Genomic DNA, 21544 nt, shown 5'->3' with positions numbered 1-21544 from the left:
CCCCTCCTTTCCCCCGTAGGGCGTATGCGGTATTAGCAGTCGTTTCCAACTGTTATCCCCCTCGACTGGGCAGATCCCTAGGCATTACTCACCCGTCCGCCGCTCGCCACCTCAGGAACAAGTTCCCTTGTGCTGCCGCTCGACTTGCATGTGTTAGGCCTGCCGCCAGCGTTCAATCTGAGCCATGATCAAACTCTTCAATTAAAAGTTTTTTTGTTTAACTCGCGTTAAACGACTCAATGAATTCTGTCGTTTGTTTCCGCTTTTAAAAAAGCGAAACCAAAACTTTGTACATATTGCTATGAACACTCATTCATTGATTTAAATTTTGATTACTCGCCAAACGGCAGAGTAATTTCGATTAACTCAACACCTGTGAGTGTCCACACAAATTTGCTTGATAAATTGTTAAAGAGCGTTGACCATCACCTTATCGTAAGTGATTTCAGCGGGTCAGGGCTGCGTATTCTACGCATTCCCGTTTTTGCGTCAAGTAGTTTTTGCAACTTTCTTTTCGCTCATCGAGGAGTGAATCACTCGATGAACTGGCACTTGAAACTGCGTATCGCTGTCTGCCGTGTCAGTGGATGCGCATTATAGGCAGCAGAACTTTTTGTGCAAGGGCTTTTTTCGGTTTTTTTGATCTTTTTTCAATAGTTTCAGTTAGTCACAAAATACCCACTATTTATCCTCAAACTTATCCACAAAACAGATAAAAGCGATTAATTTTAGTGCAGCATCACTCAGGATTTATAGCCGAAGGGTTTTAGAGCCGGTGGAGAGTTAAAGCACCGATAAAGCAGCAGGCATAAAAAAGGCGACTATCATAGTCGCCTTTTAAATGAGTTTACGTGTTTATTAGCTTAGCTTGCCGTGGCACTGCTTATACTTACGGCCTGAGCCACAAGGACAAGGATCGTTACGACCCACTTTATCGCCATCGCGGATCATTGGCGTATGAGCCATCATCTCGTCGCTACCATCATCCCCACCCACTAAGGCTTCGGCTGCTGCATGCTGATAGTCGCGTTGGATCTTGGCATCTTCTTCACGACGACGCGCTTCCATCTCTTCTACGTCTGACTGAGCCTGTACTTGTACCTTAGATAGCACGCTAATGACATCATGCTTTAAGGTCGACAGTAATTGTTGGAACAGTTCGAAAGACTCGCGCTTATATTCTTGCTTTGGATTCTTCTGCGCGTAACCACGTAAGTGGATACCTTGGCGTAAGTGGTCCATTGCCGCTAAGTGTTCTTTCCACAGACCATCGAGGGTTTGTAGCATCACGGCTTTTTCGAACTGGCGTAGTACTGGTGCACCGACCATTTCTTCTTTTGCTTTATACGCATCAGACCAAGAAGTGATGATACGCTCACGCAATGTTTCTTCGTGTAAGTCGTCTTCTTTATCTAGCCATTCTTGGATTGGCAGTTTCAGCATAAATTCTTGCTGTAAACGTTGCTCTAAACCTGGCACATCCCATAACTCTTCCACTGATTGTGGTGGAATGTATTGATCGATCACCGCACTGATCACATCGTCTTGGATGTTTTTGATGGTATCTTCGATACTTTCGGCATCCATCAACTCGTTACGCTGTGCGTAAACCACTTGACGCTGATCGTTTGCGACGTCGTCAAATTCGAGCAGTTGCTTACGAATATCGAAGTTACGCGCTTCTACTTTACGTTGCGCGTTTTCAATCGCACGGGAAACCCATGGATGTTCGATCGCTTCGCCTTCTTCCATCCCCAGTTTCTTCATCATGCCAGAGACACGATCTGAGGCGAAGATGCGCATTAAGCTATCTTCCATAGAAAGGTAGAAACGTGAAGAACCCGCGTCACCTTGACGACCCGCACGACCACGTAGCTGGTTGTCGATACGGCGAGATTCGTGGCGCTCAGTACCTAAAATGTGTAAACCACCGGCGGCGACCACGGCATCGTGGCGCTCTTGCCAGTCGGCCTTAATTTTAGCTTTTTGCTCAGCCGTTGGATTCTCGAGGGCTTCGATTTCCATATTCCAGTTGCCGCCTAACACGATGTCGGTACCACGACCCGCCATGTTAGTGGCAATAGTCACAGCGCAAGTACGACCCGCTTGGGCAACAATTTCGGCTTCTTTTTCGTGGAACTTAGCGTTAAGCACTTGGTGCGGGATCTTTTCCTTCACCATTAAGCGCGCTAACAATTCTGACTGTTCGATGGAAACTGTACCCACTAGAACAGGTTGGCCACGTTCACGGCAATCTTTGATGTCTTTAATGATCGCTTGGTATTTTTCATTAGCGGTGAGGTAAACCAAATCCGCCATATCCTTACGTACCATAGGACGGTTGGTTGGCACAACCACAGTATCTAGACCATAGATGTGTTGGAACTCAAACGCTTCGGTATCAGCCGTACCTGTCATACCCGCTAACTTCTCATATAAACGGAAGTAGTTTTGGAAGGTAATCGATGCCAAGGTTTGGTTTTCGTTTTGAATACGAACGCCTTCTTTGGCTTCAACGGCTTGATGTAAACCTTCTGACCAGCGACGACCTGGCATAGTACGGCCAGTGTGTTCGTCAACGATGATCACTTCGCCATCTTGAACGATATAGTCAACATCGCGCTCAAACAGGGTATGCGCACGCAGCGCCGCATTCACATGGTGCAGCAGAGAAATGTTTGCCGCAGAGTAGAGTGAGTCGCCTTCGGCTAACATGCCGCGCTCAATCAGCAGGTTCTCAACCTTCTCTTGACCACGTTCGGTGAAGTGCACTTGTTTGGCTTTTTCATCGATGCTGTAGTCACCCTCACCCACATACTCTTCTGAGTCTTCTTTATCTTGACGGATAAGACTTGGGATAAGCGTGTTGATCTTGATGTATAGCTCAGAGCTATCTTCGGCGGCACCAGAGATAATCAATGGCGTACGGGCTTCGTCGATAAGAATTGAGTCGACTTCGTCGATCAGTGCATAGTGTAATGGTCGTTGAACACGCTCTTGTGGCGAAAACGCCATGTTGTCGCGCAGATAGTCGAAACCAAATTCGTTGTTGGTACCGTAAGTAATGTCGGCGTTGTAGGCGTCTTTTTTCGCCTGCTGGCCTAGACCTGCTACGTTAATGCCGACCGTTAAACCTAAGAATTCGAACAGTGGGCGGTTATTCTCGGCGTCACGACGAGCTAAGTAATCGTTGACGGTAATAACGTGAACGCCTTTACCGGTTAAGGCATTTAGATAGGCTGGTAGGGTCGCGGTTAAGGTTTTACCTTCACCGGTACGCATTTCAGCGATGCGGTTACTGTCTAGCACCATACCACCGAGTAACTGCACGTCGAAGTGGCGCATCTCGAAAACACGCTTCGATGCTTCACGCACGGTCGCGAAGGCTTCCGCCATAATACTCTCTAACGAAGCTCCGGCCGCTAAACGCTCGCGGAACTCGGCGGTTTTCGCCTTAAGCTGTTCATCGGTTAATTTTTCATAATCGGCTTCAAGCGCATTAATCTTATTAACTACTTTTTGTAACCCTTTGAGGGTACGGTCGTTGCGACTACCAAATACTTTTGTCAGTAATTTACCAAACATCTGAATCACTTATTTTCTGTAGGCCAAGTCCATGATGGAAACTAGAAGCCAATGTTTCAATTAACCTGCCTTGCGGTAGACAAACTTCTGTGGATCTATCTGCTGTCCGCCACGCAACACTTCATAATGCACATGAGCCCCCGTTGAGCGCCCCGTGCTTCCCATACTGGCGATGGTTTCGCCTTTCGCGACCACATCACCTACAGCTACTGACAAAGCTTTATTATGACCATAGCGAGTACGTAAACCGTTACCATGATCGATTTCGACCAATTCGCCATAGCCAAACATATTCCCAGCCCAAGTCACCACGCCTGCAGCAGTCGCGACAACTTTAGCCCCTTCTCGACCGGTAAAATCGATCCCTTTATGCATGGTTCGACGACCGTTAAAAGGGTCATTACGTAATCCGTAGGGCGACGATAACCAACCTTTATCGAGTGGGAGCCCTGATACATAACGTTCAGCATCTATATGGTGGTTAGATGACACTGTTTCAAGTAGTGATAGTTGAACATTATTGTTGTCAATTCGTGACGCCAGTTTATCCATATCATCGATAAGCTGACCAAGTTCTATATTCGAACCTAATTCGCTCAAGCCACCGACACCCACTTCAGAGGAAAAATCAAAGTCTTCATCCAATTTGTTTTGTTTAGCGACTTGTTGACCTAAAGCCTCGAGACGGGTGATTTTAGCTTGCATGCGCGCGACATGGGTCGCCAGCATGGCTAGCTGTGACTCTGTGGCACTCTTTAATTCTAAAACTTGCTTCTTTTGTTGTTCGCGTTGGATACGATCGTTATCGACACTGGCTTGCTGGTTTTCAAATTTAGCAGAGTTGTGTTGATAAATACCGGCACCAGTCGCCAACAATAGCATGGGAAGGAGCAACCAGCGTTTACTGGGTTGCCAGCGCGTGACGCCATTCCGACCTTGAATAAATACTGTTACACTCATAGCCTAATTCAGCCATCTTATTATCATATGAAAAAGCCCCCTCAGGATCTCAGCCAATTACTACACCAGTCAGGCACATTGCCCGATATAGCTGAGAAAGCGGAACTACTTTTATATCTGGATCAGCACGTGAAGCAGATTGTCGCAGGTCCTGTTGCGGAGCAGCTGAAAGTCGCCAATTTCCGCCAGGGTGTTCTTGTGGTTGAAACCACTTCGGCAGCATGGGCTGCACGAATTAATTTCCAAAAGCCGAAACTACTAGCGCAGCTTCAAGCAGAAACGCTCCCAATCCTTACCGCAATTGAAGTTAAAGTCAACCCGAGATTAGCATTGTATGACGCAAAGCCGAAACAGGCGCACAAGCAACTCAGTCCGGCCGCGGCAGAACATATTGCTGCGCTTGCAGAAAATGTGAGCGGAACACTAGGCGAAAAACTAAAACGGCTGGCCACATTGGCCAGCCGTAATAAGTAAACATCAAGCGCTATTAAGCGTAAACCGCGCCACCTGGCACAGTAAAGCTGACGGGAACATCGGCTTCTTTCTCAAAGCTCACCAGCTCCCACGCATCCTGCTGCGCCAATAAGGCTCGCACTAATTGGTTATTCAGTGCATGACCCGTTTTATAGGCAGTAAACTCACCAAGAATGGCGTGTCCTGCCACGTAGAGATCACCAAACGCATCTAAAATTTTGTGCTTAACGAACTCATCCTCATAACGCAGGCCGTCGGGGTTGAGGACGCGATATTCATCAAGTACAACCGCGTTTTCCATGCTGCCACCTAATGCTAGGTTGTTCGCACGCAGATACTCAATATCACGCATAAAACCAAAAGTACGGGCACGGCTAATGTCTTTAACAAAAGCAGAAGTAGAGAAGTCCATCACCACATGCTGTTGACTACGGGCAATTTCAGGGTGAGCAAAGTCAATTTTGAAGTTGACTCTAAAGCCTTTGAATGGCTTCAGCTCAGCCCACTTATCACCGTCTTCAACACGCACAGGGCGTTTAATCTTTAAGTACTTCTTAGGCGCAGCCTGCTCTTTGATACCCGCAGACTGAAGTAAGAAGACAAATGGGCTCGCACTGCCATCCATGATTGGGATTTCAGGCGCGTCCACTTCGATTACGGCGTTATCAATGCCTAAACCCGCTAAGGCTGCAAATAAATGCTCAATAGTCGAAATACGAATACCTTCGTCATTGACAAGTGCCGTGCACATAGTGGTTTCGCGAACTTGTTCCGCCTTTGCTGGAATAGCAACGGCAGGATTCATGTCGGTACGCACGAGTACGATCCCTGTATTGACTGGTGCGGGCATAATGCTCAAGGTGACCTTATTCCCAGAGTGCAAACCGACTCCAGTAGCCTTCACCATTTTTTGAACAGTTCTTTGAAATATCATTCAGTTACCCGTTTAGATTTCTATAATTAAGCCTAATATTTGCACACACAGCGGCGGCAAAACGACCACATAGGTGCTACATGGTAACATAAGTTGACCATGTCATACAAATGTAGTCATTGGGTGGTACAGCCTCACAGAGAGAGGCACCACCCGACACGCTGGACTCAAATACCTGTTTTAGTCAGCTTGCTTACGCAAAAACGCTGGGATATCTAAGTAATCCAATTCATGCTTTGTTGAAGGTGCTGGCGCTGGAGCCGGTGCTGGCGATGCCGGTAACACGTTACCCTTTGGCGCCGCATAGCTCACATGAGTTGCTTCTTCGACATAGGCTTCGACTTTTGGTTCCACAACCACTGGCTCTGGACGTGGTGCTGGTTTAGAAACCAGTTGAATATCAGGACGCTTTTCAGCACCGATACCCGTTGCAACCACAGTAACACGCAGCTCGTCGCTCATTTCTGGGTCGATCACCGCACCGACGACCACAGTCGCGTTGTCAGAAGCGTAAGCTTTAACATGGTTACCTACGGTTTCGAATTCTTCGATGCTCATGTCCATACCTGCGGTAATGTTAACTAACACACCACGGGCACCGGCTAAGTCGATGTCTTCTAACAATGGGCTGGCAACTGCCGCTTCGGCCGCTTCTTCCGCACGGTCTTCACCACGCGCAACACCGGTACCCATCATGGCATTACCCATTTCGGACATAACGGTTTTCACGTCCGCAAAGTCGACGTTAATCAGACCTGGGCGAGTGATCAGCTCGGCAATACCTTGTACTGCACCGAGTAACACGTTATTCGCTGCGGCAAACGCATCGAGTAATGACGTACCACGGCCCAATACTTTTAATAATTTTTCGTTAGGGATAGTGATTAACGAATCCACGTGCTTGGCCAGTTCGCTAATACCTTGCTCGGCATAAGCCATACGCTTCTTGCCTTCGAAAGGGAAAGGCTTTGTCACGACGGCAACTGTTAAGATGCCTTCTTCACGAGCGATTTGAGCCACAACTGGCGCAGCACCTGTACCCGTACCACCGCCCATACCGGCGGCGATAAAAATCATGTCTGAGCCTTTGATCGCCGCACGAATGTTTTCGCGGTCTTCTTCCGCTGCGGCACGACCTACTTCTGGGTTGGCGCCAGCGCCAAGACCTTTAGTGACATCGCGACCTAATTGAATCGTTGAGCCAGCGCCTGATTTACGTAGCGCCTGTGCGTCTGTGTTGGTAACGACAAACTCAACACCTTCAATGTTGTGTTTGACCATATGTTCGACAGCATTACCGCCGCCGCCGCCAACGCCGATGACTTTAATCACCGCGTCGTCTGAGTGAGTGTCCATGATCTCAAACATTGTCTGATCTCCGTGTTGCCTGCGTTATTAAAATTCACCCTTAAACCAGCTTTGGACCCGATTCCAAGCACTGGTAACCCCTTGACGCTCAGGACGCTCGAATTGACGCTCAAGCACCCGTCTTGCACCGTAATGAAGCAATCCAACCCCAGTGGAGTAAATAGACTGATCCACGTATTCGTATAACCCTTTAATCGGCAATGGTGAGGCGACGCGAACCGGCATACCAAAGGTTGCCTCCGCGATGTCCACCACGCCTTGGATCGACGCCGTACCGCCTGTGAGCACGATACCTGCGGCGATTTGATCTTCTAAACCACTGTCTTTCAGCTCCTTGAGCACTAACTCAAACAGCTCTTGATATCTCGGCTCTACCACTTCGGCCAAAGTATGGCGCGACATGCTACGCGATGGGCGACCACCGACCGAAGGCACTTCGATACTGTCTTCACGGCTCACCATGGAGCTGCGCGCACAGGCGAACTGCACTTTAATTTGTTCAGCATGTGACGAAGGTGTGCGGAAAATCTTCGCGATATCGTTGGTCACTTGGTTGCCCGCAACCGGCACAACCGCGCAGTGACGCAGCGCACCATTGGTGTACACGGCGATATCCGTCGTGCCACCGCCGATATCGACGATACACACACCTAAGTCTTTTTCATCGAAAGTTAATACCGCATCCGCCGACGCAATGCCGGAGAACACTAAGTCATCGACCTTCAAACCACAGCGTTCAACACTCTTAGTGATGTTCTTCGCCATATCGTTGGCGCAGGTCACTATGTGTACCTTGGCTTCCATCCGCATGCCTGACATGCCGATAGGGCTGCGAATGCCGTCTTGTACGTCAATCGCATATTCCTGTGGTAACACATGCAGAATGCGGCGTTCCGTTGGGATCTTCACCGAGCGAGCGGTGTGGATCACGTTGTCGACGTCTTCCTGTGTCACTTCTTCATCGTTAATCGACACCATGCCATTTTCGTTTTGGCAGGCGATATGTTTACCGGAGATGCTCAGGTAAACCGATGATACTTGGCAGTCTGCCATTAATTCCGCTTGATCGAGCGCGCGTTGCACACTGCGCACGATGGAGTCTAAATCGTTAACGCCACCTTTATCCATGCCCCTTGAAGGGTGGTTACCAAGGCCGACTATGCTGATTTCGCCATCGGGCAGAACTTCGCCTATGATCACTGCGACTTTAGAGGTTCCTATGTCCAATCCGACGATCAGATTTCTATCTTGGTTTTTGGTCATTAATTATCGGCTCTCTTGTTTGTGCATCGCCCCAGCCTACGGCCAACCCTGTGTCGTAGCGCAAATCCACTCTGGCAATCGGTTTATCTTGTTTCGCCAGTAACGGATAAACAGTGATAAACCTTTGTATCCTTGCCATTTTATCTTCTCGACCTAGGTCTAAAACAATACCGTTACCCAGTGTCGCGTGCCACGCATGACGTGGCGTTAAACTCAAATTGGCCAAGGTAAAGCCATTAATCTTCAGTAGCGAGTTAACCTGCGCGTAGGCGGTTAACACTTCGGTCCCCATATCATCTGGTCCAGATAAATAAGGCAAATGCTCTAGCTCAGGATGCGATGGCGCTTCAAACACTTCACCATGCACATTGAGCCAAGCGGTGCCATTCCAATGGGCGACCGGTTGCTGCTCCTGTAAATACACCCTGAGTTTCGCTGGCCATTCACGCCTCACTGACGCGCGATACACCCAAGGTAAGGCTTCTAACGCCTGTTGCACTAAGGTGATGTCTGCGCTGAAAAAACTCCGCTGCATTAAATCCTGTAGTGCAATTTGTATATCTCTATCTGTGGTGTAAGTCCGTTCACCTTTGATGGCCACAGCCTCAATGGGCAGCGTGCTGGCATCATTTAAAAACTTATGCAGTTGGTAGCCACCAAAGACAAAACTCCCAATGACTAACCATAAAAAACCAATTCCGCTCCACAGGTACCAATTAACCCGTGACATCCTCGCCCACCAGTGTCGCCTCTTATCACTCCAAGACACGTTTGTTTCCACCTTTCAACGACACTACTAAAAACCACAGAAAATCGGCCATTATATAGAGCTAAAGCCTCGGGTCAAAATTTCCTTTAAACCCGAGTTGTTCCGCAATACATCAAGGTTTTACCTCGGTTGTCGCGGCAATGCTAAAGCCCAATTCAGAGGCGGCTAGCTGGCGCGACAGGGCGCCTATATTACCCGCACCTTGGGTCAACAATAAATCCCCCTCCTGCAACACATCGGGTAGCACTTCGGCTAACTGATCTGGGCTGGCGATAAAGATGGGATCTAACTGGCCACGCAAACGAATCGAGCGGCACAGTGCACGGCCATCGGCACCGGGGATCGGCGCTTCACCCGCGCTATACACCTCGAGTAACAGCAAGCAATCCACTTGAGATAACACTTCAATAAAGTCTTCGTACAAGTCACGGGTACGAGTGTATCTGTGTGGCTGATAGGCCATCACTAAGCGTTTGTCTGGCCAGCCTGCACGCGCCGCTTTAATGGTCGCAGCCACTTCGCTGGGGTGGTGACCATAGTCGTCCACTAACATCACTTCGCCCTTTGGCGTCGCAAATTTACCTAAGTGTTGGAAACGACGGCCAATACCTTGGAACTCGGCCAAGGCTTGAATGATGGCGCTATCATCGATTTCATCTTCAGTCGCCACGGCAATCGCCGCGAGCGCATTTAATACATTGTGCTGACCCGGCAGGTTAAGCAGCAGATCTAAATCTTCCTTGCCTTTACGTCTGACGGTAAAGCGGCATTGGTGACCCTGCTGATGGAAGTTCAGCGCCTGCACATCGGCATCGTCACTGAAGCCGTAGGTAATCATGTGACGACCAATACGCGGCATAATCTCGCGCACCACAGCGTCGTCGATACACACCACAGCCACGCCATAGAATGGCAGGTTATGTAAAAAGTCCACGAAGGTTGATTTGAGCTTTTCAAAGTCACCGCCGTAGGTGTCCATGTGGTCAGCTTCAATATTCGTCACCACGCTGACCATAGGTTGCAGATGCAGGAAGCTCGCATCACTCTCGTCGGCTTCGGCGATAAGATAACGACTCGTGCCTAAGCGAGCATTAGTGCCAGCACTGTTCAACAAGCCACCGATCACAAAAGTCGGATCGCGACCCGCTTGACCATACAAACTGGCAATCAAACTGGTGGTCGTGGTTTTACCGTGCGTCCCCGCAATCGCCACACCATGGCGATAACGCATCAACTCGGCCAACATCTCGGCGCGGCGCACGATGGGAATACGTAATTCCTTCGCCGCAATAATCTCTGGGTTTTCGGGATTAATCGCGGTCGAGACCACCACCACATCGGCTTGCTGCACGTTATCGGCGCCATGGCCGATATGAATTTTCGCGCCCAGCAGGCAGAGTCTGTCAGTCACGGCGTTTTGTGCGATGTCTGAACCACTGACGACATAACCTTCGTTTACTAATACTTCAGCGATCCCGCCCATGCCCGCGCCGCCAATGCCGACAAAATGAATACGCTTAATCCGGCGCATTTCTGGGATCATACTTCTTAGCTGTAAGTATCTTTCTGTCTTAGTCATACCTATCCTTTCTCGGCGAGAGCGATACACACTTGGGCCACCTGCTCGGTCGCATCCAACACGGCAACATCTCTCGCTCTTTGGCCCATTTGGGCTAATTCTGCTCTGTCATTGGCGAGTAACTGTAATTTACTCACCAGTTTATTCACGTCCAAGATGGCCTGTGGCAATAGGAAAGCGGCGCCAGCCTCAACCAATACTTGGGCGTTACGGGTCTGATGGTCATCCACGGCATGGGGATAAGGCACCAGAATACTCGGTAGTCCCACCGCCGCTAACTCGGATACCGTCAGCGCGCCGGCACGGCACAATACCACATCCGCCCAGCGATAGGCGGCTTCCATGTCATCAATAAATTCGGCAACGTTAACGCCGCCCTCTTGTCCTTGCTGTTGATAAGCCGACTTAACGCCCGTCAGATTATCCTTACCCACTTGATGCCAAACCGTAATCGACTGCTGCTTACTCAGCGCGGCTACCACTTCTGGCATTAAGTCGTTAAAGACTTTGGCGCCTAAACTGCCGCCCACCACTAAGACTTTTAAGGCATCATCCGCGGCTTGCTTAGGCTCGGCACCTAAGGCAATAAGCTCGCGACGAATGGGGTTACCCACCACCTTGGCCTTCACCTGAGTGAAGGTATTTTTAAAGGCGCACAGTACTTGATTCGCAATTCGCGAGAGTAACTTGTTGGTCATTCCCGGAATGGCGTTTTGCTCATGCAGCACTAAGGGCACGCCCGCCAATTTCGCCGCCACACCGCCTGGGCCACTGGCGAATCCGCCCATACCTAACACCACATCAGGCTTAAACTCGGCAATCACGGCCTTGGCTTGTAGAATCGAGCGCCCCACTTTAAAAGGTGCCGCCAATTTACGCACTAAACCATTGCCACGCACGCCCTTGATGTCGATAAAATCGATATCGAAGCCATACTGAGGCACTAAACGCGCCTCCATACGGTCAGCGGTGCCTAACCAACGCACTTGCCAACCTTGCTGCGCTAAATATTTTGCCACCGCGAGCGCCGGGAACACATGTCCGCCCGTGCCGCCTGCCATGACTAAAATACGTTTACCCGCGTCGGTCATTACTTCAATCTCCCTTGCACGGCCTGAACTAAACTCATGCGCCGCTCATAATCGATGCGCAGCAATGTCATTGCCGCCGCCGTCATGACCCATAGACTACTACCGCCGTAACTCACAAAGGGCAGTGTTAACCCTTTAGTAGGTAACATACCAATGCTTGCGCCCACATTAACGACGGTCTGGAAACAGATCCAAATCCCGATGGCATAGGCCAGATAACCTTCGAAGGCTTTGTCCATCGCCAAACATAAATTGCCGAGGCGAATGGCCCTCAATGCCACAAACAGCAGCACGGATAACACTGCGATAATGCCGATAAAACCTAACTCTTCACCGATCACGGCAAAGATAAAGTCGGTATGCGCCTCGGGGAGGTACTCCAACTTCTGAATACTGTTACCTAGGCCCTGACCAAACCAATCGCCCCGACCATAGGCCATCAGCGATTGCGTTAACTGATAGCCACTACCGAACGGATCTTGCCAAGGATCTAAAAACGAGGTCACCCGGCGCATACGGTATGGCTCGAGCAGAACCAGCGCCACGAAAGCCAACACCCCGGCAAAAATCAGCGCGAAGAAGTCCAGCAGACGCGCCCCCGCGAGGAACAACAGCCCCACAGTACCGACGAATAACACCACCACGGTACCTAAGTCGGGCTGCATCAAAATCAAAATCGCGTAGATCGCAAATACCGCAATCGGCTTATAGAAGCCCTTCGCATTTTCACGCACTTCCTGATGCCGACGTACCAGATAACCCGCCATATACACAGAGAACGCAAACTTAGCGACCTCGGCCACCTGAATACGAATGGGACCTATGGATAACCAACGGGTCGCACCGTTGACCGTGGTACCGACAACCAGCACCGCCAGCAACATCAAAAACACGCCTAGCAACATGATGGGGCTCATCCGCTGCCAAGTTTGCATCTCGACCCTCAGCACAAAAGCGGCAATCACTAAGCATCCCAACAGATAACCCACATGGCGGGTCATAAAGTGGAAGGGATTGCCCGTCAACGTTTGCGCCTCAGGCATAGAGGCCGACATGACCATGACAAAACCAAAGCCAATCAAAGACAGCACGGCCGTGAGCAAAGCCCGGTCGTACAATTGCACGCCCGGGACCTCGTTATCACGTTGCCAGTTAGGCAGTGCGTTCAGCACTCGCCCAAACAGGCTGAGCTGTCTTGCATCACTCGCCATCGAGTTGCTCCACTTGGCTTCTAAAATCATCCCCACGAGCCATAAAATTGCTGTACATATCTAGGCTCGCACAGGCTGGCGATAGGAGTACGATATCGCCCGAGGTGGCTAACTCGGCGGCCTTAGCCACTGCAGCAGCCATAGAGTCCACCTTGATGGCCCCTTCCTTCAATGCGGCTATCTTATTACCATCGCGACCTAAGGTGATGAGGTGTGTCACTTTCGTTAACTGCTCGACTAGCGGGCTGAAATCCGCGCCCTTACCATCACCACCGGCAATCAAAATAATGTCACCTAAGTGATCGCTTAACCCATCGAGCGCCGCGACTGTGGCGCCAACATTGGTCGCCTTCGAATCGTTCACATAGGTCACGCCCGCTTTCACACCGACTACTTCACAGCGATGAGAAAGGCCAGTAAAGGTACGAGCCACTTTAGCCATGACTTGCTTATCGACGCCCACGGCATACACCAGCGCCATGGCAGCGAGTAAGTTGGCATGGTTATGACTACCAATCAGCGATACTTCGGTGATCGGCATAATTTCACTGTGACCGTGGTAAATCTTGCTATCACAAATGCCCCACTCATCGCCCTCTGGCGGCGCTAAACCAAAGCTGTTTTGGTTCATCGGCTCAGTCGGGATAGTCAGCGCATCATCACGGTTAAAGATGATAGAGCGGCTTTGATGGTACAGACGCAGCTTGGCCTTGCGATAAGCATCCATATCGCTGTATCTGTCCATATGGTCTTCGGTCACGTTCAAACAGGTCGACGCCACGCAGTTCAAGCTATGGGTGGTTTCGAGCTGGAAGCTCGATAACTCAAGCACAAAAATATCGGCATTTTCCGTCAGCAGATCGAGCGCCGGAATGCCAATGTTGCCCCCCACGGCCACCGCCATACCAGCTTCACGCAGCATCTCACCCACTAAGGTGGTGACGGTCGACTTGCCGTTTGAGCCAGTAATCCCAATCACGCAAGGTTTTCGGTCGGCAATCTCACGGGCAAATAGCTCCACATCGCCAATGACTTCAATCCCCATATCCAGTGCCGCGCGCACCTCGGGCGTATCAATCGCAATGCCTGGGCTGATAATGATTTGCGTTGCTTGCACTAAGTAACGGCAATCGAATCCGCCGGCAATCAGCTGCACCTCAGGGAATGCGCTGGCAAGGGTGTCCGCACCAGGAGGTTGGCGACGACTATCCATCACCAAGGGCGTAATGCCTTTTCCACACAAATAGCGCACTACCGAGAGCCCGGTGGCACCCAAACCTAACACTATGTGTGAATACTGACTTTGCATGAGCGATTACCTTAACTTCAACGTGGCTAAGCCGAGTAACACTAAGAAAATCGAGATAATCCAAAAGCGGACAATCACGCGTGGCTCAGGCCAGCCTTTCAATTCATAGTGGTGATGGATAGGCGCCATGCGGAAAATGCGCTGGCCACGTAACTTGTAAGAACCGACCTGCAGGATCACAGACACGGTTTCCATTACAAACACACCACCCATAATCACTAATAGGATCTCTTGGCGAACCAGTACCGCAATCGCGCCTAAGGCAGCGCCTAAAGACAGCGAGCCCACATCGCCCATGAAGACCTGTGCTGGATAAGTGTTAAACCATAAAAAGCCTAAGCCTGCGCCCACAATCGCAGTACAGACGATCACTAACTCACCCGAACCTGGTAAATGCGGAATGTGCAGGTAATTAGCAAATTGAGCATGGCCAGACAGATAAGCAATCAAGGCGAATGCCGCGGCCACCATTACCGTTGGCATAATCGCCAAACCATCGAGACCATCGGTTAGGTTCACCGCGTTGCTCGAACCTACGATAGTAAAGTAGGCCAATACGATAAACACAGCGCCAAGCTGTGGCATCACGTCCTTAAAGAAAGGTACGACTAACTGGGTTTCCCCCGGGTTAGACGCTGTGGTGTAGAGGAAGAAAGCAATGATCAACGCCGCTAAGGATTGCAGAATATACTTCCAACGCGCGATCAGTCCCTTAGTATCTTTACGCACGACTTTGCGGTAATCATCAATAAAACCGATCATGCCGAAGCTGCCCAATACAAACAGCATCACCCAAACATAACGGCTACCGAGATCGCCCCACAACAGCACACTGATAAAGATGGCGCCTAAAATCATCAAGCCGCCCATAGTCGGCGTACCGCGTTTACTGAAATGCGACTCTGGCCCGTCGTTACGCACAACTTGGCCAATCTGCATTAACTGCAAACGCTCAATCAGTTTAGGCCCCCACCATAAACTAAACATTAATGCGGTTAACAAGCCTAAAATGGCTCGAAATGTCACATAGGAAAATACGTTAAACCCAGTATGAAAACGGGTTAAATACTCGGCCAGATACACCAGCATCTACACTAACTCCCCACGCCCGAAGGCTACTGTTAGGCCATCCACGACCCGCTCCATTGCGGCACTACGTGAACCTTTAACTAAAACCGTCACCTGTCCCGGCAACTGGTTGATGTGTTTTATGAGTTTTTCTACTAACGTCGCCACGCTGTCATGGTGCTCCGCCCCGAAAGCTTGGCTAGTGTGCTGAGTTAAGGTGCCGGTACAGAACAGAGCATCGATGCCCTGTTGCTTTGCCAGTTGTCCCAGTTCAGCGTGTAAAAGGGGCGCATTGTCGCCTAATTCGCCCAAATCTCCCAGTACCAAACAGCGATTTTCAGAAATTTCCTTTAACCAAGCGATAGCCGCTCCCACTGACACGGGATTGGCGTTATAGCTATCATCGATTAAGCGAACGCGTCCTAATTGAGTTGGTTGCATACGGCCCTTAACAGGGGTCAACTGGCTCAAGCCATCGGCGATTTCCTTTAGGCTTAATCCCAAAGCAATACAAACACTTGCCGCAGCTAGCGCGTTGCTAACCTGGTGACGACCCGCTAAAGGTAAGGTCACTTCGCAGGACTCTCCCGCATAATTGAGGATAAAGCGATAGCAACCTTCACTATTGGCTTTGTGGCCAGTGGCAATCACATCGATTTGACGTTTAGCCGCGCCTTCCTGCTGAGAGAAGCTCAACTGCTTATATTGTTTCGCTTTCACCCGCATCACATCGGCAAAGGCATCATCGGCATTGATAATCGCCGTGCCACCGGGTTGTAAATGGTTGTAGATTTCCGATTTGGCCTGGGCTACACCCGCCTGTGAACCAAAGCCTTCTAAGTGGGCGCTGCCAACGTTATTGACTAAGGCTACGTGAGGACGCACCAAACTCGAGGTGTAATCAATCTCACCTTTATGGTTAGCGCCAAGCTCAAACACCCCGTACTTATCTTCAGGCGTTAAACGCAGCAAAGTGAGTGGCACACCGATTTCATTATTAAAATTGCCAGCGGTGTAAAGCACTTGATGCTTCGCCGATAAAATCGTGGCGATCATTTCTTTCACGCTGGTTTTGCCATTGGAGCCAGTTAAGGCCACACAAATGGGATCCACTTGGTCACGTACATAGGCGCCAATCGCGCCCATGGCCCTTTGGCAATCGGCAACAATAAGCTGTGGCACATCGAAAGCCAATTGACGTTCAACCATTAGTGCAACGGCACCATTTTCAATTGCCGTGGCCGCAAAATCATGGCCATCAAAACGCTCGCCCTTTAAGGCGACAAACAGGGTCGCAGGGCCGATTTTACGGCTATCGCTGCTTAATGCTTGGATGGTGACATCGTCACCGACTCGATGCGCACTTAAGTGTTGGCTCAGCGCCTCGAGGGAAATTGGGATCATTGGCTTTGCTCCGATAACTGACGTGCCAGGGCGCGCTCATCATAGTCATGACGCACACCTGCCGCCTCTTGGTAAGTTTCATGGCCTTTGCCCGCAAGCAAAATCACATCCCCAGGTTTAGCCTGCGCGACGACATGCTTAATCGCAGCTACACGGTCAACCTCGGTCAGCGCACGCTCTGGGTGAGTCAGCCCTTGGATAATATCGGTAATAATTTGGTTAGGATCTTCGCTACGGGCATTATCGCTAGTCACCATAATGCGATCGGCAAATTGCTCCGCCGCTTGTCCCATCAGCGGGCGTTTACCCTTATCACGGTCGCCACCGCAGCCAAACACGCACCACAACTCACCCGCGCAGTGGCGGCGCAGTGCATTTAGTGCCTGTTCAATCGCATCCGGGGTATGGGCATAATCGACGACTAAGGTAATGTTGTCCGCAGTGGTAAAACGTTCCATGCGGCCAGCCACGGGCACTAAATAAGGCACCTTGGCAGCTAGTGCACGCATATCCATACCCAGCAAATACAAGGCGGATAAAGCAGCGAGTAAATTCGAGAGGTTAAAGGCGCCTAATAAAGGAGAGCGAATGTCAACTTCGCCCTCGGGCCAGACAAGTGTCGCCTGCACGCCTTGGTCGTTAAATTGGGCATTCTTAGTGTAAAACGCCGCCTCGGCATGCGCTTCAATGCTAAAGCCCCACATCTTCGCGGGAACATTTGCCAACTCGGATAACCAAGCGGCGCCAACGGGGTCATCAAGATTGACTAAGCCGTGGCGCAAAGCGTCGAAGCGAAACAGCATTTGCTTGGCCGCGGCATAGTTTTCCATATCGCCGTGGTAGTCCAAATGATCACGGGTCAAGTTAGTGAATACCGCCACATCGAAGGGTACGGCATCGACTCGACCTTGGACTAAGCCGTGACTTGAGACTTCCATCGCGCAGGTATTCACGCCTTTGTCCGCAAACTCATGTAGTTGGCGCATTAACGTAATGGCATCGGCGGTCGTATTACCGCTGTTGACTAACTCGCCCCAGAGGCCATTGCCGAGCGTGCCCATCACCGCCGCTTTGCCCTCAAGCAGGGTCACTAATTGCGCGCAGAGCTGACTGGTCGAGGTTTTACCGTTGGTTCCGGTAATTCCCACAATGCCCATAGACTGGCCTTGGACAACGGGATAACGCACGGCGGCGACCGCCGATACTTGCTTAGCTAACTGATAAAAATAAATCTGCACGCCTTGCTCAGTCTCAATAACTTTGCCTTGCTCATCAATCTTATCCGTATGCACTAATACCGCGGTCGCACCTTGGGCTAAGGCCTTATCGATAAATTGACGACCATCGACCTTATGGCCGGGCAGCGCTAAAAACACATCGCCGCGACGTATTGCGCGGCTATCTAAAGTCATATCTAAGAAGGTTTGTTCGCCCGCGTAGGGGAACCAAGGCGCTAATAGATCCCTTAACAACATCATTCAGTTCTCCCGGCGAGTCCCGCCAATTGCACCTGTTCTTTATCGGAAATGGGTTCGACATTTAACATTTGCAGTGCGCCTGACATCACCTTAGCGAATGCCGGCCCTGCCACTGAACCACCATAATAGAGATCGCCTTTCGGCTCGTTCACTACGACAACAATCGCGAGTTTGGGATTATTCACCGGCGCGACGCCAGCAAATAACGCAACATAATCATCACCATAACCGCCAGCTACCGCCTTACGGCTGGTGCCCGATTTACCCGCGACGGGATAACCATCGATATGCGCAAGCGTACCTGTGCCGCCTTTTTCGGTCACACCTACCATCATTTGCAGCACATCGTGAGCAACCTCTTGTGAGATCACGCGCTCACCTTCGGGCGGCTTTTTCAGTTTTAAAATCGATACTGGATATAGCGTGCCGCCATTACCTAAAGTGGCGTACATCCGCGCGAGTTGCAGCGTGGTCGCCGTTAGGCCGTAGCCGAAAGATAATGTCGCGCGCTCGAAATCAGACCAACGGTGGCGGTCTTGGATCAAACCCGCGCTCTCACCCGTGAGGTTAATCCCCGAGAAGCTACCTAAACCCATGGATTGATAAGTGCCTAATAACTGCTGCACCGGAATAGACAGGGCGAGTTTACTGATCCCCACGTTACTGGATTTCGCCAGAATACGTGCCAGAGTCATATCGCCATAGTTAGTTGCATCACGTACTTGGCGGCCACCTAAACGCATCCAGCCAGGTGACGTTGGGATCACATCGGTAGACTTAACCGTGCCCGCTTCTAACGCCGCAGCAACCACAAAAGGTTTAATGGTCGAGCCTGGCTCAAAGGTATCCGTCATGGCGCGGTTACGCATTCTGAAGGTTTGCAGATTGTCGCGCGAATTAGGGTTGTAGGACGGCGTATTCACCATAGCCAAGACTTCACCCGTGTGGATATCGAGCACCACAATCGAGCCAGAGGTCGCTTGGTTCATCTCAGTAGTGCGCTTTAACTCACGGTAGGCAAGCTGTTGAATACGTTGATCGATACTCAACACTAAATCATTTGGACTCTCGCCTTCCTGAACGATATCGAGACGCTCAACCACATGACCATCGCGGGATTTACGCACTTTTTGTTTAGATGGTGTACCAGTAAGCCAACTGTTGTAGGCGTTTTCGACCCCTTCAATACCGACATCGTCGATATTGGTAATGCCGATTAGCTGGGCGGTGATCTCACCACCGGGGTAATAACGGCGTGACTCGGACTTTAAAAACACCCCAGGCAATTTAAGCTGAGTAATATAGTCTGCCACCGCAGGCGTGACTTGGCGTTTCAGGTAGGTAAAACGTTTGGTTGGATTGCTACGCACCTTTTCGAGCACATCTTCCACGGGTTCGTGCAATACGTCCGCCAACGCTTGCCAGCGGCGCATATCGGTAAAACCATTGTTATCATTGACTTGTTTAGGGTCGGCCCACACGGCGCGCACTGGCACACTCACCGCCAGCATATCGCCGTTACGGTCGGTGATTAAGCCACGCTGCACCTCACGACTGGTAGTACGCAGGGTGCGCATGTCGCTCTCGTGACGCAGTTTATCGGGCTCGATAATTTGAATATAAGCAGCACGACCCACAAGGCTCGAAAACATCGCAAATACAAAGCCAACCACGACGTATAAACGCCAGTGGATCAGTTGTGGCTTTTGCTTTTTGCTGGCCTGTTTGGTTTTTGCTTGCCTAGTCATATCTTCCCTATGTTCACGGCACCTTTACCACAACTTCTTCGCTGGGTAAGGGTCGACTCATGTTGAGATCCTTTGATGCAATCCGCGTGATCCGGCTGTGTTCGGTCTGGGATTGCTCTTCCAATAATAAATTGCGCCACTCGATATCTAATCTGTCACGCTCCTGCAGTAGCTGATCCCATTGGGTGGTGAGCTTACGGCTCACATGGCTGGTATACACCACTGCCACAGCATTACTGAGCACGAGCAGTGCGAGTAACAAGATCCATTTGTGTTGCCACAGGTCGTTTAACACAATCCGTGGCAGATTTAATGAGGGCTTACTCACTTTGTTTGCCCTCTAGTAATCTAATCGCTCGGCAATGCGTAACACAGAGCTGCGCGCTCTGGCATTGCGTTCAATTTCCTCATCGGAAGGCATAATCGCCTTACCTATGGCGCGCAATTTACGCGACTTGTTAATTTGATCTTCGGTGATTGGCAGACCGTGTGGCACGCTCTCACCTTGGCTATGGCGACGAATAAAACGTTTTACGATGCGATCTTCCAGAGAGTGGAAGCTGATAATCGATAAACGTCCCTGCGGCGCGAGTACGGTTAATGCACCTTCAAGCGCTTGATCAATTTGATCTAATTCACTGTTGATATAGATACGGATCGCCTGAAACACCCGAGTTGCAGGGTGTTTATTACGCTCTTTATTTTTAGTGATCCGCGCAATCAAATCGGCTAAATCTTTGGTACGTAAAAACGGGGTTTTATCGCGGTCAGCCGCAATACAGCGGGCAATATGGCGAGCATTTTTCTCTTCGCCATAGGTTTTAAATACCCAGGCCATATCTTCAATTTCGGCGCGCGCTAACCACTGGGCCGCCGTTTCGCCTTGGCTATTGTCCATGCGCATATCGAGCGGACCATCGCGCAGGAAACTAAAGCCACGTTCGGCATCATCGAGCTGCGGTGAAGACACACCTAAGTCGAGTAACACGCCATCAATTTTGCCAACCAGACCAAGCTCTTCGACGTAATCGGCTAATTGACCAAAACCGCCATGTACGATTTGAAAACGGGGATCATCGGCGAATTGTTTTGCAGCTTCAATGGCCTGAGGGTCACGGTCGATCGCAATCAGACGTCCGTTTTCACCCAGTCTTTGCAGTACTTGTCTTGAATGACCACCGCGGCCGAACGTGCCATCGATATAGATGCCATCGTCTTTGATGTTCAAACCGCCGACCGTTTCTTCGAGCAGAACGGATAAATGGGCAAATTCTTGACTCATTACTCTCTTCTTATTTAGTTA

The 21544-nt window shown here is 50.3% G+C and carries 17 protein-coding genes and 1 rRNA gene; 1 reads left to right on the top strand and 17 read right to left on the bottom strand.

Annotated features, from left to right (window positions below):
* The 3 genes from M0415_RS17755 to M0415_RS17745 all read right to left on the bottom strand — a co-directional run.
* A 16S ribosomal RNA gene (locus tag M0415_RS17755) occupies positions 1–204 on the bottom strand; the annotation flags it as partial.
* 654 nt (positions 205–858) lie between these two features.
* Positions 859–3585: a preprotein translocase subunit SecA gene (gene secA / locus M0415_RS17750; RefSeq protein ID WP_249556347.1), complete on the bottom strand. Its 2727-nt coding sequence runs from the start codon at positions 3583–3585 to the stop codon at positions 859–861.
* Between the two features lie 60 nt (positions 3586–3645).
* On the bottom strand, positions 3646–4545 hold the full coding sequence (locus M0415_RS17745) for a M23 family metallopeptidase (RefSeq protein ID WP_011624932.1): 900 nt from the start codon (positions 4543–4545) through the stop codon (positions 3646–3648).
* 27 nt (positions 4546–4572) lie between these two features.
* Between M0415_RS17745 and M0415_RS17740 the strand changes: the two genes are divergently transcribed.
* Positions 4573–5019 carry a DUF721 domain-containing protein gene (locus tag M0415_RS17740; protein WP_011718492.1) on the top strand — a complete coding sequence of 149 codons (447 nt, stop codon included), beginning with the start codon at positions 4573–4575 and terminating at the stop codon, positions 5017–5019.
* A 13-nt stretch (positions 5020–5032) separates the two neighbouring features.
* Here M0415_RS17740 and lpxC read toward each other — a convergent pair whose 3' ends face one another.
* From lpxC to rsmH, 14 genes are all read right to left on the bottom strand, one after another.
* Positions 5033–5953: a UDP-3-O-acyl-N-acetylglucosamine deacetylase gene (lpxC, locus tag M0415_RS17735; protein WP_011624293.1), complete on the bottom strand. Its 921-nt coding sequence runs from the start codon at positions 5951–5953 to the stop codon at positions 5033–5035.
* 180 nt (positions 5954–6133) lie between these two features.
* On the bottom strand, positions 6134–7321 hold the full coding sequence (ftsZ, locus tag M0415_RS17730; RefSeq protein ID WP_086903078.1) for a cell division protein FtsZ: 1188 nt from the start codon (positions 7319–7321) through the stop codon (positions 6134–6136).
* Between the two features lie 27 nt (positions 7322–7348).
* A complete protein-coding gene (gene ftsA, locus M0415_RS17725) occupies positions 7349–8584 on the bottom strand; it encodes a cell division protein FtsA (RefSeq protein ID WP_011718494.1) in 1236 nt (411 codons plus the stop codon).
* Complete coding sequence (locus tag M0415_RS17720) at positions 8565–9314, bottom strand: cell division protein FtsQ/DivIB (RefSeq protein WP_011718495.1); 750 nt, start codon at positions 9312–9314, stop codon at positions 8565–8567. The genes ftsA and M0415_RS17720 overlap by 20 nt, the downstream gene beginning before the upstream one ends.
* Before the next feature lie 151 nt (positions 9315–9465).
* Positions 9466–10932, bottom strand: coding sequence for a UDP-N-acetylmuramate--L-alanine ligase (gene murC, locus M0415_RS17715; RefSeq protein ID WP_011718496.1), 1467 nt, complete (start codon positions 10930–10932; stop codon positions 9466–9468).
* A 2-nt stretch (positions 10933–10934) separates the two neighbouring features.
* On the bottom strand, positions 10935–12023 hold the full coding sequence (murG, locus tag M0415_RS17710) for an undecaprenyldiphospho-muramoylpentapeptide beta-N-acetylglucosaminyltransferase (protein ID WP_249556348.1): 1089 nt from the start codon (positions 12021–12023) through the stop codon (positions 10935–10937).
* The gene (gene ftsW / locus M0415_RS17705; protein ID WP_011624927.1) at positions 12023–13234 is read right to left on the bottom strand and encodes a cell division protein FtsW; all 1212 of its coding nucleotides are present in this window, start codon (positions 13232–13234) and stop codon (positions 12023–12025) included. Before ftsW ends, murG begins: the two co-directional genes overlap by 1 nt.
* Positions 13224–14543 carry a UDP-N-acetylmuramoyl-L-alanine--D-glutamate ligase gene (gene murD, locus M0415_RS17700; protein ID WP_249556349.1) on the bottom strand — a complete coding sequence of 440 codons (1320 nt, stop codon included), beginning with the start codon at positions 14541–14543 and terminating at the stop codon, positions 13224–13226. The genes ftsW and murD overlap by 11 nt, the downstream gene beginning before the upstream one ends.
* Before the next feature lie 6 nt (positions 14544–14549).
* Complete coding sequence (mraY, locus tag M0415_RS17695) at positions 14550–15632, bottom strand: phospho-N-acetylmuramoyl-pentapeptide-transferase (protein ID WP_011624300.1); 1083 nt, start codon at positions 15630–15632, stop codon at positions 14550–14552.
* Positions 15633–17015, bottom strand: a complete 1383-nt coding sequence (locus M0415_RS17690; protein WP_086903076.1) for a UDP-N-acetylmuramoyl-tripeptide--D-alanyl-D-alanine ligase — start codon at positions 17013–17015, stop codon at positions 15633–15635.
* Positions 17012–18493: a UDP-N-acetylmuramoyl-L-alanyl-D-glutamate--2,6-diaminopimelate ligase gene (gene murE, locus M0415_RS17685; RefSeq protein WP_249556350.1), complete on the bottom strand. Its 1482-nt coding sequence runs from the start codon at positions 18491–18493 to the stop codon at positions 17012–17014. The genes M0415_RS17690 and murE overlap by 4 nt, the downstream gene beginning before the upstream one ends.
* Positions 18490–20241, bottom strand: coding sequence for a peptidoglycan glycosyltransferase FtsI (locus M0415_RS17680; RefSeq protein ID WP_011624303.1), 1752 nt, complete (start codon positions 20239–20241; stop codon positions 18490–18492). The genes murE and M0415_RS17680 overlap by 4 nt, the downstream gene beginning before the upstream one ends.
* Positions 20242–20254: 13 nt before the next feature.
* Entirely contained in the window at positions 20255–20569 is a 315-nt protein-coding gene (ftsL, locus tag M0415_RS17675; protein WP_011624304.1) for a cell division protein FtsL, read from the bottom strand.
* Positions 20570–20581: 12 nt separating this feature from the next.
* Complete coding sequence (gene rsmH / locus M0415_RS17670; protein ID WP_011624305.1) at positions 20582–21523, bottom strand: 16S rRNA (cytosine(1402)-N(4))-methyltransferase RsmH; 942 nt, start codon at positions 21521–21523, stop codon at positions 20582–20584.
* Positions 21524–21544: the final 21 nt, after the last annotated feature.

Origin of the sequence: Shewanella sp. 10B, from assembly GCF_023475885.1 — a bacterium.
Taxonomy (GTDB): domain Bacteria; phylum Pseudomonadota; class Gammaproteobacteria; order Enterobacterales; family Shewanellaceae; genus Shewanella; species Shewanella mangrovisoli.
The sequence above is the reverse complement of the archived record's forward strand: the minus strand, read 5'-3'. Positions and strand labels throughout refer to the sequence as shown.

What these genes read in the sequence shown, in the direction of transcription:
- M0415_RS17720 (WP_011718495.1), bottom strand. Translation starts at nt 9,314, where the DNA reads ATGTCACGGGTTAATTGGTACCTGTGGAGCGGAATTGGTTTTTTATGG.
- rsmH (WP_011624305.1), bottom strand. Translation starts at nt 21,523, where the DNA reads ATGAGTCAAGAATTTGCCCATTTATCCGTTCTGCTCGAAGAAACGGTC.
- M0415_RS17680 (WP_011624303.1), bottom strand. Translation starts at nt 20,241, where the DNA reads ATGACTAGGCAAGCAAAAACCAAACAGGCCAGCAAAAAGCAAAAGCCA.
- mraY (WP_011624300.1), bottom strand. Translation starts at nt 15,632, where the DNA reads ATGCTGGTGTATCTGGCCGAGTATTTAACCCGTTTTCATACTGGGTTT.
- ftsZ (WP_086903078.1), bottom strand. Translation starts at nt 7,321, where the DNA reads ATGTTTGAGATCATGGACACTCACTCAGACGACGCGGTGATTAAAGTC.
- murC (WP_011718496.1), bottom strand. Translation starts at nt 10,932, where the DNA reads ATGACTAAGACAGAAAGATACTTACAGCTAAGAAGTATGATCCCAGAA.
- murE (WP_249556350.1), bottom strand. Translation starts at nt 18,493, where the DNA reads ATGATGTTGTTAAGGGATCTATTAGCGCCTTGGTTCCCCTACGCGGGC.
- M0415_RS17690 (WP_086903076.1), bottom strand. Translation starts at nt 17,015, where the DNA reads ATGATCCCAATTTCCCTCGAGGCGCTGAGCCAACACTTAAGTGCGCAT.
- M0415_RS17740 (WP_011718492.1), top strand. Translation starts at nt 4,573, where the DNA reads ATGAAAAAGCCCCCTCAGGATCTCAGCCAATTACTACACCAGTCAGGC.
- lpxC (WP_011624293.1), bottom strand. Translation starts at nt 5,953, where the DNA reads ATGATATTTCAAAGAACTGTTCAAAAAATGGTGAAGGCTACTGGAGTC.
- murG (WP_249556348.1), bottom strand. Translation starts at nt 12,023, where the DNA reads ATGACCGACGCGGGTAAACGTATTTTAGTCATGGCAGGCGGCACGGGC.
- secA (WP_249556347.1), bottom strand. Translation starts at nt 3,585, where the DNA reads ATGTTTGGTAAATTACTGACAAAAGTATTTGGTAGTCGCAACGACCGT.
- M0415_RS17745 (WP_011624932.1), bottom strand. Translation starts at nt 4,545, where the DNA reads ATGAGTGTAACAGTATTTATTCAAGGTCGGAATGGCGTCACGCGCTGG.
- ftsW (WP_011624927.1), bottom strand. Translation starts at nt 13,234, where the DNA reads ATGGCGAGTGATGCAAGACAGCTCAGCCTGTTTGGGCGAGTGCTGAAC.
- murD (WP_249556349.1), bottom strand. Translation starts at nt 14,543, where the DNA reads ATGCAAAGTCAGTATTCACACATAGTGTTAGGTTTGGGTGCCACCGGG.
- ftsA (WP_011718494.1), bottom strand. Translation starts at nt 8,584, where the DNA reads ATGACCAAAAACCAAGATAGAAATCTGATCGTCGGATTGGACATAGGA.